The organism is Alteromonas sp. McT4-15 (assembly GCF_020515205.1).
Classification (GTDB): Bacteria; Pseudomonadota; Gammaproteobacteria; order Enterobacterales; family Alteromonadaceae; genus Alteromonas.
On the sequence record NZ_JAJALG010000041.1, the window covers coordinates 19,620 to 33,698 of the forward strand.

8 protein-coding genes are annotated in these 14,079 nt (G+C 37.6%); 2 read left to right on the forward strand and 6 right to left on the reverse strand.

All coding sequences use genetic code 11. From position 1 onward, the window contains the following. Positions 1-76 precede the first annotated feature (76 nt). The 6 genes from LHL20_RS18640 to LHL20_RS18665 form a co-directional block, all read right to left on the reverse strand. The gene (locus LHL20_RS18640) at positions 77-793 is read right to left on the reverse strand and encodes a sulfotransferase family protein (RefSeq protein ID WP_226434364.1); all 717 of its coding nucleotides are present in this window, start codon (positions 791-793) and stop codon (positions 77-79) included. 9 nt (positions 794-802) lie between these two features. Beyond that, on the reverse strand, positions 803-4,240 hold the full coding sequence (locus LHL20_RS18645; RefSeq protein ID WP_226434365.1) for a glycosyltransferase family 2 protein: 3,438 nt from the start codon (positions 4,238-4,240) through the stop codon (positions 803-805). Positions 4,241-4,261: 21 nt separating this feature from the next. Beyond that, on the reverse strand, positions 4,262-5,227 hold the full coding sequence (locus tag LHL20_RS18650) for a sulfotransferase (protein ID WP_226434366.1): 966 nt from the start codon (positions 5,225-5,227) through the stop codon (positions 4,262-4,264). Continuing rightward, positions 5,217-6,815 (reverse strand): hypothetical protein, encoded by a 1,599-nt coding sequence (locus LHL20_RS18655; protein ID WP_226434367.1) that lies wholly within the window; start codon positions 6,813-6,815, stop codon positions 5,217-5,219. The genes LHL20_RS18650 and LHL20_RS18655 overlap by 11 nt, the downstream gene beginning before the upstream one ends. Before the next feature lie 18 nt (positions 6,816-6,833). Further along, positions 6,834-8,684: a hypothetical protein gene (locus LHL20_RS18660; protein ID WP_226434368.1), complete on the reverse strand. Its 1,851-nt coding sequence runs from the start codon at positions 8,682-8,684 to the stop codon at positions 6,834-6,836. A gap of 230 nt (positions 8,685-8,914) precedes the next feature. Next, the gene (locus LHL20_RS18665; protein WP_226434369.1) at positions 8,915-11,707 is read right to left on the reverse strand and encodes a glycosyltransferase; all 2,793 of its coding nucleotides are present in this window, start codon (positions 11,705-11,707) and stop codon (positions 8,915-8,917) included. Positions 11,708-11,847: 140 nt separating this feature from the next. Here LHL20_RS18665 and LHL20_RS18670 point away from each other — a divergent pair, with 140 nt between their 5' ends. Next, positions 11,848-12,567, forward strand: coding sequence for a hypothetical protein (locus tag LHL20_RS18670; RefSeq protein ID WP_226434370.1), 720 nt, complete (start codon positions 11,848-11,850; stop codon positions 12,565-12,567). A gap of 30 nt (positions 12,568-12,597) precedes the next feature. After that, entirely contained in the window at positions 12,598-13,917 is a 1,320-nt protein-coding gene (locus LHL20_RS18675; RefSeq protein WP_226434371.1) for a hypothetical protein, read from the forward strand. Positions 13,918-14,079 lie beyond the last annotated feature (162 nt).

The window sequence follows — 14,079 nt, forward strand, 5'->3', positions numbered from 1 at the left end:
ACCATATCAAACTACGTATTCTCGCTCTTTAAGCATGTACTTTTCTTTTCAGCGAAAAATTTAAAACCTTTAGTTACTAATCCATAAGGTAATCGAAATTCTGGAAATCTTCTTTATATATTTCATTTATCAAACTTACTGCTTCTTTAGTCATAAAGCTGGAAAGTCTCTCTGTCGCATTAGTCGGAGCAAACTTCACATCTTTCTGTTTTGGGAATGGTATGTCTAGCTCCAACTGTTTTATTATATGAGCACTGTCTTCTTTCACATGCTCCAGTCTTCCAATAAAGTCATAGCTTACATTGTCAATATCTAACAACTTCGACTGGGGTAGCCAATGCTCATTAGTCGAGTGAAAGTCATTTACATTTAGTATCCAGTTCAAAAATGCAACGAAGCCTTGCTGCACACTTGTTATTTTTCGCCCATAGTGCTGTTCTATTATTCCGAACACTTCATAAAAATACGGATTGTCGTCTATTTCAGAACGAGTTTTGTTTACGTACGGCTCGATCTTATTCGCATATGCTGACAGAATTCTTGAGTAAGGATTTCTTACAAATGAAAACTTTTTGATTGTTTTATCTCGCAAATAAACATCTGGTTCGTTTAGTTGGGACAAAAAATCTAGCCCTGAGCGCTCTCTATCATGAGCTATATCGGGTGCTAAATAATCAGCTCTTGCACCATCATAATATCTGAATACACATTTCCAATTTGTGCACGCAACTTTGGGATTATAAGCAAAAATAAATCTACGATCTCTCGTTACTATAAAATTGTAATAACTCATTCTTAAACCTTACTGCTGTATGAATTCTGCCTGAGAAACTTGAAAGTTATCTAGAACGATCAAGTTTTCTTTTTCCCCGTTAGCATCATTTGTCCTATTATGTGAATTTTCGTTTATGAAATATTGTGAAAGTACAGACTCAACAAGTAAAAACGCCTCTCCAGCTTTTGTACATTTCAACCAAAAAGCCCAATCTGCACTTGTACCGTAGCGTTCCTCATCAAAGAAGCCGTATTGGTCGTGCAGTTCTTTTTCCCAAACAGGCATACAATGCATAATGTTATGTGAAAGTATCAAACCATTTTCATCTTTAAAGTAAAGGCTATCGAAACTTATTGTTTGATCATAGCCTTTGTTAAACCAATATTGATCTTCACACACACTGTAATAGCTGACATTTTTATTTGTGTTAGCTCTCATACCGGAAGCGGCGCCACGATAACCAGGATTCTGATTTAGTTTTTTAATTAATGCCATTGCTTGAAAAGGACTTCTTCTGTCATCTAGATTAGCATTTGAAACATACTTTGATTTGGACATTTCAATACCCCGCTTCCAACAGTTATAAAGTCCGGGATCTTTTTCTAACCTAATGTAGGTGAAATAATGAGTAAGCTCAGGGTGCTCTTTTATAAACTCTCTGTAAACGAGCTCCTCTTGTTGCGGGGATTTCGCATCTAACAGAATAACATGCCCGTTGCTTTCAATTGCTGCAGCTGCAATATTACTCAAAAAGCCGCGCATGAATTCTTCGCCCTTGAAGATAGATGTTATAAATGTTATGTCCGGCGAATCTAGATTTTTCCTTTGAATTAATTCATCAAATCTCTTGTCAGTCTCAATATATTTGTTCAGATCTTCAACATGAGGTAAAAAGTTGGATTCTCCTAAACGCTCTAAGACCGATTTAGTGTCAATTAAAATAGACTTATCACAAGTACGCAAGACTCTATAAAGTGGGTAGTCTTCTACATCCGATTTGAGATAAATAGTCCCCTTACGATCGCCGCCATAAAACATTTCCTCAAAGTCTTTTTTCTCTGAAAGCGAATTAACTTTATTCAGAAAATACTTTGTATCAATGACGCTACTGATTCTGGTTTCAACTAAAGGAGAATCATTTGTGTCTTTGATCGTCACATTAACCATATCAGAGCCTAGACTAGCGACCAAATGATTAACGAGCTGAAGAAATTTCGTGTTGCGATCAGTGTCAGAAATCTCTAACCATATTGAGTAATAAAACCCCTCAGCTCTCATATAAAACAAGGAGTATTGTACTAGTACAATAACCTTAAAAAGATTGAGTCTTGAAATGGGAACAATCAAAACAGCATCTGTCCAGTATACCCTCCCACCATTGATAGGTAGTTCGCTTGTTATCTCCAAATCTGACCAACGACTCCCACAAATTGGCGGAGTTCCATTGTTCAACTTTGTTTCCTCAACAAGTCTTTTATTTATTTCATCCTTCTGAACCTTTGCCTTGGTCTCTGACGAGTTAAACTCAGGATCGTGTATGTGATAAATGTTAACTGATAAGCAAGGGTTATAAAGTTTGTAGCCACTTTCAGAGATAAAATAATTTAAAAACGAATCGCAATGAAATGTTCCAATTCCGAAATCTGATTTGAAATTGTACTTTCTAGGAGCTTGATATACCCACATGTCAGCAGAAAACGTATTAGCTACACCTAGACTGTTTAATATTAAGCCTTTGGATGTTTTTGTTTCTGTATCAGCTTCATTTCTACTCAATACAAAAAACTTTTCGTTATCTATATAGGCCGGAATTTGCTTAATTGTATTGTCAACAACAATATCTGCATTTGAAATATATACAATAGCATCTCTAAACATCGCATCTGCAAGGTCAAAAATAAATTCGAACGTTGGCCTTTTGCTATATTTTATAATTACTAATTTTTCATTAACTACATCATCATCTAAGAGCGCTCTGATTTTTGTTAACAACGTTCCAGAAGTTTCCTCATACAGAATAGCAACGAAGTCGAAATGCTTTATATTCTCGGTTACGCAGTATAAGTATTCGGCTAAGCGTTTTTCATTACTCTCATCAAATAACGATGTTATAAACACCGATTTATTCTTGAATTTGGCAGTAAATGTTGAACTATCTAACTCAATTTCATTGACCAAAGACGGTTGGACTAATAACTCTCGATTATTATGTTCAGCACATAGAACAGTCTCTAAGCCTTTAAGAAAAATTACGCTATCTACATTTGGATCATCAGCAGTAATACTTTCAACTTTTTTCGTACCGGACATCAACTCAAGTACGTGAGTTGTAAGTTCAACAGATATATTGTTATTGAAATGGTCTATTACTAAACTTGTTAGCTGTGGTTTTTCCATCAACATCGAATAAATATAATGATTGGCCCAAGATGCCAACTTAAGAACAGCGTATTTTTCAGCATCAGCAATTATGTGAGCTGGTATTTGAATCAAAGGCGTAGTGCGTTTCGCTACCCAATTTCGTTCGCCTATATACTCTAACTCGAATTCAGATAGTAAATTACTCGACCAGTCATCTTTAAGGCTAGTGATGTATTTATTGCGAATGTTATAAAACTCAGTCGCTTCAAACCTACCTAGGAATAAATGCTTATTAACTGACTGATGTTTCAGACGCTCTTCTTGGTCTTGTTCTAAATGCAACATAGAGTCTTGCTCTATAAATTTAGCTTTTAAGTTCGCAGATAAACTCAACCTTTGATATATATCACTGTCATCCCACCCGTAAGTCTGAATATTTTCATTGTAATAACCTATAGACTTGAGTGCATCTTTTGGCGCGCCGAACGAGCCGTTTACAAATTTTTGATCTTCGCGACCACTTTCAACCGCTGTTGCCCAATTTCCTCTAACATATTCAGTGTCGTTAAAATAATTGGCGTTTACAAAATCAACACCAACTTCTATATCTGCATCAAATTTGTAAATTTTACTATAGCGCGCAAATCTTAACCCTACATTGAAGGCATTTGTAAGAATCCATTTTTCTTCTCCTTCGACACGGACAATTTTAATACGCGAATCATTTAATTCGGACAACGTATCAGCAACAGGTGTTGTAGATGACCAATCCACTATAATAATTTCATCAACATTCAACGCAGTCCAAGTCTTAACCGCTTTCTTTAGGTTATCATTACGATTCATACAGCAACTGACAATACTAATGCCATTTAAAATAGGCTTTTTATCAATGCTTGATAGAGTTTCAATTTCTCCAGTAGAGCCGAAAATCCGCCCTATGTTTAGCCCATAGTTTGAAACTATTTTATCTACTAAAGATTTAACAATCGTACTTGGATTCCCACCGAGAAGTTCTTTTGCTAACACTTCAGCCTCTGCTAGGTTTCCTAGTTTAGCTGACTCAATTAGACGGCCTATCTTAACTGAAACTAAATTTTTCATTTTTATACTTTTTGTGATGTTTTAGATTTGTGAATTAAAGTGGTAAATTTCACATAGAGTACTAAAGTTTTTCGAGGCGGCAATTTCTGCGCGAAATTCCTCATCTATCTTTCTTCTAGACCGAGGCTCAATAACAGTGCCTTTTCGCCCGCTATCCCCTGTTACCAAAAAATAGTCAAAAGTATCCACAAACGACTCATCGTATGTCAGATCCAAAATATCGCACATTCTCCTCATAATACTTTTTGGGTCTTCAACAAAACTCTCATATTCTAAAATTTGAAATGATTCGAATGGCTCCAAGAACTTTAGAACACGAAGGCAGTATTCATCAAAAGTTTCTGGCGAAAAATGAAGCCAATAGTTTGATTTTAATGATGCATAGCAATCTATAGGATTTCTCAAAGTAACAAGCGACCTTATATCAAAGTCGTCTTCTAAAGTAGCTAACACCGTAGATTTCTTTTGATATTCATCACCAACACAATAATCGCTATGACTATGGTCCCTCAGAACTAAAATACCGCCATAGTTTTCTACGTGATTAGCAGTTTCTATTACAGAATTCCTAAATAATTCAACTGCAAGTTTTTTAGACTCTGGGAGCCCTGCTTGGTATGCAAGTGTCGCTATATCAGAAGGAAGAAATGTTGCTTCATCTTTGGGAAGGTGCCTATAAGAATGGGGGTGCACTTCACTCAATACAAATACATTAGGAAGAGCAGAAATACATTTAGTAATTAAAGATCCTCCGCTGCATGCTAAGTGATGTATAACCCTCAGCACTGGCTTCTTTTCCTTTTCTGTATTCACTACTTCTAAACAGCGCTCTAGAAAATTGTCTGTTTCATTAATTTTTAGTGCGTCGCTAATGCGAAGTGCTCCATTATTTTCTAATGAGTTAACATGAACACTAGATTCCAGAATCTCGATTGCAGAACGCAGCTCTAACTGCATACTTTTAATGTCGCTGAATTTATTTTTCACTTTCCACATTCTCGATCACTAGTTCTGGATACTGCTGCTCTAATTTGTGATAGAAAGAAGCGGCTTGTTGCAACTTTACATACAGATCTGAAACTAGCTTTTTAAGCTCAGCCTCAGCAGTTTTCTTTTCCTCGTACTTCAATCTTAAATCATTCAAATCCACTTCAAGCTTTTTCATTAGCTTTGTATTTATGGATAGTGCGGAAGCTAGATTTTTCTCCTTTGACAAGCTATCCGAGAGTGCTCGCTCTTGTTTATCATACTTTTCTTGGAGAGAAGTCAATTTTGAGTTAGCGTCTTGGTATTTAGCCTCGATGGAAGATTGAGATGAAACTAATCCTTCGGCCCACTGCTTATTCTCCATGTGCCAATTATGCTCTTTATCACGCTCTTCTGAGATTTTTTTATTTTGTGCAGTTAACTCGCTATTTACTTCATACTGTTTTTGAAGGTCTGCTTTTTGAGAATCTAACAGCGCCATTAGTTCGGCTATTTTCTTTTCGTTGGCTTCAAATTCACGTTCACGCTGTTCGATGCTAAGCCTTAATTGAGATAGTTCGTTGGTCAACGTATCAAGCTTAGATTGTGAGTTCTTCAATTCGGCACTTTTGTTGTGCTCACTTTCTTTCGAAAGCTGAAGAGCTTCTAAAGTTATTTTTAGCTTATTTGTCTGCTCTTCAAGCTCTTTTGTTAGCTTTGCAACCTTTGCTTGCTCTTCCGATAACTTATTTTCAATCACTAGATTTGTTGATTTGCTAACCTCTAACTGATTGCATAGTTCATCACAATCTAAACTTTTCTTCTGAAGGTCAGCTTTATAACTACCCATTTCCCTTTTTAAAGTTTGTATCTCAATGTCTTTTGCTTCAATGAGGTCACTTTTTACAGCAAGGTCTGAGCCTAAATTATCAGCTTTATGTTGAATTTCGTCGTGATGCCGCCTTGCTTCTATTAGTTGTTGTTGTAGTTCACTATTCTCGGCCTTCAGACTCTCTATTGCTTTCAAATTCTCGTTCAATTTAAATGAAACAACTGGAACATCAGGGTCATCGGAGTCTCGTGATACCTCTTCGAAACAGTTTTCTTTTAATAACGAAGCAAGCTCTGTTAAGTCCGCACTTTCTTCATAAAGTGCAGGAACAGTTCCAATAGAAACATGAAGTTTTGTTATGCTATCCAAAAACTTATTTTTGGATAATTCGCGAACTAGTAACCAAGACGTCGCAGGAGTGTCGATAAATAACTCTATCCCCCCATCTAAAAGCTCTTGTCTAAGAAAGTCTGAGATACTAATCGTATCAACATCATAAGAATTAACTTTTAATCCAGGATATAACGACTTTAATTGCGCAGGTTTGGCAAGAGCCGATAGTTCTTCAACATTACATTGAAAAAACACTGACTCGCCATTTTTTTCTGATATGCATACCTGCTTGGTTGTTATCTTTTCATTATCTTTAAAATGCTCGTTTAGTTCATCGCAAGCTTCTTTTCTTGCGTCTACAAGCACAATTGAACCAAAGTCATCAAAATTAACCTTGGGATAAGATGCAGAGCCCGCGCCAATCCACACAAACTTTTTATTCAAGACATCCACTCCTTAACGCTAATTCTTAAAGTTCTCTAACAAAACAGGAGAAGCTGAGCGCCCCTCATTTTGCCCGAACTTTAAATAATGGACGAGAGGATTTACACCAGAATCTGCTACATCTGGATATCTCTTCAAATACCAATTACCGTCGAACGACGCGCTAGGTAAACGCCCCTCCTTTGCACCGTACTCCAGGTAGTGTTCTGCAGGGTCTATATTTGCGCTCTTTACATCAGGATATGTATTTAAATACCAATCAGCGTCAAACAATTCACTTGTGTAAATTAAGCCCGCTTCTTGGCGCAACTTAAGTTTCTTTCTGTCTATTTTACTGATTGCTTTACTAACAGCTCGCGCTGGTGCACCAATTTTCCATGAACCTGAAGCTTTAATATTTTCTAACTCAGACGTTAAACGCTCTACTTGGTGTCTGTATTTAGCCAACTCTCCACGTTGCTGCTTAAATTTAACTTCTAGCTTTGAATGTTCGCGCTGAAGCTGTTTAGTTTCACGAATATGCTCACTACGTTGTAATCTCTTAGCCTCTTCAACACTATTGAACTTACGCTGTAGGTTTGAACACTCGTGCTGTAATTGTTTAGTTTCGCGGGTATGCGCACTGTTAAGTGCTCGATGAGCCTCGTTAAGCTCATTAAACTTGAGCTCAAGCGCCTTGTATTCGCGCTTAGCAGATTCTTCATTCATCTGTAATTGGTCTATTACTTTTTGCGCTTTTGCGTTCTGCGCTTCAGCGTCCGTTGCTTTAATAAAGTATGTTTCTAGTTCGCTTTGAACAACAGACAGATGAGCTTTAAGTAGTTCAATTTCGCTATTTAAGTCATCAATGCGCGAATTCGCAGCGGTAAGTGAACTTTCCATATCCCCTGAAAGCTTCCGCGCTTTATGCAGCTCATCATGCGTTTGTTCCAGTTGAATCAATTCGTCATTAAGTTGGCTTTCTAGACCAAGTAACACTTTATTTTTATCGTTTAGTGTTAATTCCAGCTCACTAATTTTTTCAACTTGCAAGCCGTTTAATTTTTCAAGGGCCTCAACGGCGTCCTTTAGCTCTTTTTCACGTTTAACCGCTAAGCTCTTGTTATTTTCAAGCTCATGCGAAAGATTAAAATATTTTTCCAACTCTTCCTGTAGTTGTGTAGTTTGAAGTCGTAGCAAGTCTCCTTCAGCTTCTACTGATGAAAGCTTCTCTTCTACTGCGCTTACTTTTTGTTGAGATTCCAGCAATGCATTTTTATTATTTTCTGCTGTTTCAAGACCGGTCTCGAACTCCCTTAATTTCGAACCATACTTACCTAATGCAATATCAATTTTCACTTCTTCACTAGAAGTACCAAAGGGGATACTACTCGCCGTTAAGAGTTCTGCGAGCTTCTTTAAGTTTTTATTTTGATGAACGATTTGAAAGGCAGCCAATGTAAAAATGTCGTCTTCGATTTCTACTGAATTACTATCTAAGCTCCAGCCCAATTCAGAAAGCAATATTAGTTCTTCACTGGTCGCGAAGTTCAAACTGCGCATATTTAGCATTTTTAACTTTTTACGTGCAGCGCGATGAGTAGATAGAAGCTCATTAAATAACCTTGCTGCCGAAGTTGCAGCCAATTCTGAATCAGTTCCTGCTCTTAACTCGTTGGATAAAACCGTTTGAATTGCTGGATAGACAAGTATGACGGAATCGTACATAGATAATATGTTATGTAATTCGTCAACAGATACGGAGTTTTTTACCAGAACACTTTCATCCATTTTTTCTAATGTATCGAGATTTTCCACACTAGAAATCGTGCTACGTTCTATTAGTGTATTCCACTCTTCACTATTGGATAGAGTTAAAACTACAGTCATCAAATACTCCGCGAAAAGCTGCTCAGCGCCTTATTAATATCTTTATAATAACAGCAAGCCACAAACACTAGTTTTCTGTCGCTGTTGAAATTTAATTATCGAAATGGGAGGGTAATGTTTATAGCTATGCTTCCATAAGTCAAACCATTGCACAACAATCCCTCGTTTCGCTTTAAAGTGTAACATCTACAAAGTAAAATTACATCGCTTTGCTTTATCGCCCTCTCGATTCAAAAACAGTTTTCTTCATTCAAAAATACAGCCTCGCTTAACTGCTTTTCGATAACAGAAATGTCAAAACGTGAAAGGGCATCTATTTTGGCACAAGCGGCAAGTGCTTGAAGTTTACTTGGCTCATTGGATAACTCTTGTAACCTATCAGCCACAGCGTGAACGTCGCCCTTTTCCACTAACACTCCTGTATCTTGAGTTAAAATCTCAGGGATAGCGCCCCAGTTATATGCAACAACTACACAGCCAGCCGCCATGCCCTCAATTACTGTTCGCCCGAATGACTCCTGAAAGTGTGACAAATTCAGAACAACGTCAGCTTTTTGTAACGTTGAGACAGTGTTATGTGTATAACCTTCGTAGCTAATGTTAGCTGCTTGCTCTTTTTCAAAGCAAGCTGTTAAATCGACAGTATTAGGGCCATAAAGTTTGAATTTGATATCGATATTTCTCTTAGCGCACAGCCTCGCTATGCTAAAGAAATCTTCTACCCCCTTCTTTTTTGTATTACTGCTTAACATCACTGCAGTTATACCTTTTTCAATTTTCTCAGATTTATCTAAAAATTCAGACACTCTTACCATGTTATGCACTTTGAGGGTCTTATTTGGCAAGTCGATATAATTGTAGCTAGCCTGCGAGTTCGCTATAAACCTACTAGATAACTTTATGACCGATTCTCGTATTGTTGTAGGATCGGCACCAAGCCTGTCGCAAAGGTCTTTATCAAATTCTGGTAACTCTCTCACGTGAGTTAGTGTTTCAATTTTTTTATTTTTAGCTGCTAAATAGGGTTCCCACAGTGTCAATGTATTTATATATACGCACTTTGGTAAAAATTCATCGATGACGCTTTCGAACAGACTGATTGTAGTTTCACAAGAAGTTCGTTTGGCGTGCCACCATGCTAAAGGAATAAAGTGAATTTTTTTCACGTACTTTTGAATTTCTTTAATGTAGTCAGGACATTTCGCTTCAGGCAAAACAACTTCAATGGCCGCGCCTTGATTAAACAGCATTTCTACACAGTCTAGAAAACTTCGCTCAGCGCCAAATAACTCTGCGCCAGCTAAATGGCCAACCATTAAAACTCTTTTTGTTGAGCGAATAGATACATTGCCTTTAATAGAGATGGTGCTGGTCTGTTTTCTATCGTCCGAAGCCCATAAACTAACTGATTCAAAATAGTTTTTGTTTTCGGTTAAAGAAAAAGCGCTTAAACTAAAACTTGGATGAGGATCCCTTCCCTCATAAACACCAAATTTCGTAAAATGTAACAGTGGTTCGATTCCTGATGCTTTCACATCTTGATTTTTATCTTCGTACCACTTGGCATCAAAAAGCTTTTTATCTGCTAAATACTCTTTAAGGTTTCTCTCTCTTATACTTTGCTCACCACGACAAATATGAGGTGGAACTACGAACATTCGTTTACCCGACTTCGGCATGAATAATCGTTTAACACTGTTATGCCACTTAGTCGCTGATTCCATGTATTCTTTTCTTAACCCTCTGAATTGAGTGCGCAAATGAGTAGTACTATTTTGAGTTAATGAACCAGCATCAACTCTTCCAAAAGCCAGTGGTACACCCGGCAAAACGTCCAATATTTTGGAACCGCCAAATACTTTTGCTATTCGATTGAAAAATTCTGTGTCCGCATTAACCGAAACATTATCCCAATAGCCAATCTTTCGGTGCACCTTTCTTCGAAACATTAAGCTCGAGATATTTCGATAAATCCAGCCGTCTTCCATTCTCCATCGTTCAAAGTTTAAATCTTTATCACATCTGACCCAGTGAGATAGACAAGCAACTGCGCTTTTATTCTCTAACAGTGACTTAACTTGCCTCGCTATTTTCTCTGGATGTGACCAATCATCTGCGTCATGTGTCGTTATTAAATGGCCCTTGGCTTTTGACAAACCCATATTACGAGCTGCGTAAGCGCCACTATTTTCGGGTAGCTCAATGTGCCTAACACGGCGGTCTTTCTTCACAAACTCATTAATCACGTTGCTCGAATCGTCAGTAGACGCATCATTTACAACTATAATTTCAAGCTTTTCATAAGTTTGAGAACAAATGCTTTTTAGTGCAACATGCAACGTAGCTTGTGAGTTAAAACAGGGGACGATTACTGAAACCAGCGGAAGCGTGAACTTTCGCGCTATTTTTGCTACGTCAGCCTCACCTTCTATGCTATTTAAATCTGATGCAGTTTGAGCAGATATCTTAGATAAGTGATGTTGGGCAAAAACCTCGTTAATTCGATCAAGCTTCGAAGTATTCCTTTCAAGCATTGAACGAGCAAGTAGTTTGTCATTTGTGTTAAGCCAACCTTTCGAGTCCAATAAATCTTTCGCTTTCTGGTACTGTTTTAGACGAATCAGTATGTTAAAAGCAAGTAGGTAAGGCCCCTGATGCCTAATGTATAAGAGTGATTTTTCATCGATTAACATTTGTGGAATAAATTGAGAAGCTTCTTCCCATCTACCCCAACTTGCCAACCATCTACACAAAAACCAAGCAGCAAGTCCGGAAGCCGGACTCTCTTTCTTAATTACAATATTACTTAGTTTCTCTTCTGACAAAGCAGGCAGTTCTGTTGACCAAATTTCGAAGTCCAAATCGACTACGCCAAAACCATTAGGCCACCTGCCTTCATGCCAACCAAAATTCAGAAAGTGTGCTTTAGGATCAACACCAGCAGCAGCAATATCAGGATAGGTCTGAAGGTAAAAATTTTCGTCAAATTGATTAATTACAAAATTCGGAATATTCTGCGCCATTGTTACTCTTAAAGCTTTTATCAAAACGCATATGGTATTGATGATTGCCCCTCGAGTCCAACCATATCCCTTAGCAAACCACGTTTTAATGGGAGCCTAAATGTGGTCTAATTGGACTAGCGCTAACAAGACAATATTCTATGACATATAAACTTCATTCACTTTGGAAAATTGAAAAGCTAATTCGTCCTTCAGTGAATACAAAATGTAACCCAAATAACAATATAAGATGGATCTCCCATCACATTCCCAAAACTGCAGGAAGTTCGCTAAGGTTTAGTTTCCAGAAAGCGGTGGGTAAATTGAATGTTTTTGGGGTTTACGCAACTTCTGGCGCATCTGCGCTTAGTAAAGGTGAACCTATTTGGGTTCCTGCTAAAGCTGTTTTTCTTCATGGGCATTTTCGTCCTCATCCCATTCATTTGGATTTTTATCCGAATGCGAAAAGGTTAGTTTGGGTGAGAGATCCAATAGAAAGAATATGGTCATTGGTAGGACATTTGTTATCTGAGGGTTCATCACACCCACAACACCAAATTCTCCAAAACCTTTATCTTTCTGAAGGAGTCACTAATAAAGAGGATATAGTTTACGACCTTATCCTAAACGGTCGAGCAGAAGCTTTAACTCATATTTACAAACGCTTCTTCTCAAAAGTTCCCATAGAAGATTTCACTTTTGTTGGTTCAATGCATCGCTATGATGAATCAATAAAAGAGCTTTCAAACATACTAGAGATGGACTTAGGAAAGGAATTTCGAAATGTTAGAAATAAAGCCGGGGCGGATATACCTACTAGAATTCTTGGTTTAAAAGACAAGCTTTCAGCAGAATATGCCATTGTTGATGCTTATCTCTAAAATATCGGCTGTACTTAAAAGGAAGATGTAGTGCCCGTTTACAATATTAAAATCAAACACACTCCAACTGTGACAAGTTCAGTGTATAGATGGTGTCTTGATTCTCCAGTAAATGATTTTGCCGTATCTGATGAAAGAGCAGGTGAAATAGGAATAAAAGTTAGGGGATGGGTACTACCCAATCCAAAGAAGAGTTTGTCTGTTATTCTTTTATGTGGTGACGAAGCTATCTCATTACCATTTAACGAAGAAAGGCCGGACGTAATCAAAAAGGTGCTAAAGGACGAGCCATCAGGACATACCCATCTCAAATGTGGGTTTAGGCACTCTGTGCGTTTCAAACATGCTGATTTCAGTATTGGCGTAATTGAAAATGCAAGCTTCCATCCACTATTAACAGGGACAATAGAGGGGAAGCTTAAAGTCTTGGAAGGTAAAGACAATTGGCTTTTTCTAGACAACGATTCAAATCAAAGCGTTGAGCAGTACACAGGTAAGCTGAAGATTTCTCGGTCTGAAAAGTTAAAATGGAAATACTATTTCAGATCAATTTACGCGCTTTCCCAATCCAAAAACATACCTACTTGCTTATTAATCGCACCATCAAAAGAGAGCGTATATTCACAATATTATCCTCATTCTGAAGCGAAAGTAACGCCTATAAAGCAATTTTTGAAAATGGTGCCCAACTCATTTCCTATTGTTTATCCAACCGAGTCCCTAAAGGCTATGGAGGAAAGGTCCTACCGACTATGTGATACTCACTGGACGCTTCATGGGGCAAGAGAAAGTAGCATCCTTCTTGCTAAGCGATTACTAGGTGGAGAAGAGAAGTTAAGAGGGCTTTTTTACAACGACTCGTACGATGTCAAGGAGGGGTTTGGTGATCTGGGCCGTAAAGTCTATCCGCCAGCATCTGCAAAAGAAGATGTTCTAAATAGTTATAACTATAGAACGAACGTACTATTCGACAATAACTTAGCTAATTTTGGACGTATTATTCTTATTCATAATGAGTCGGCACTACATAATTCAACGTTGCTCTTATTCGGTTCATCATCTGCCTACAGTATGTTTCACTTTATATCTAGAATTTTTCAAACCGTTATTTTCGTTCACACTGCTGGCAATGTCGATCAAGAACTTATTGAAAAAACCACCCCTGATTACATGTGTATGCAAACTAATGCAAGATTTGTTGTTAGGGCACCAAGTTTTAACGACTCAGTTAGTTCGTATATAAAGAGCAAAAAAGAAAAACTTAAGAAAGAAGATGACAATCTAACTTTCTTGTCAAAGGAAATTCCAAGCTCCAAATTACAGGTTATAAACTATCTGGCTGGACTCTAAATGTTTGGTTCAGCAATACGCACTTAATGCGCCAAAACTAAGATACTAAAAAAGCACCTTAAGGTGTAATGCCGATCAGTTAAGAATTTAATGATCGGTTGACCGATCTTTTCAAGGCTTCAAAATCCGGTATCAGGTAACTGATATCGGATTTTTTTATGG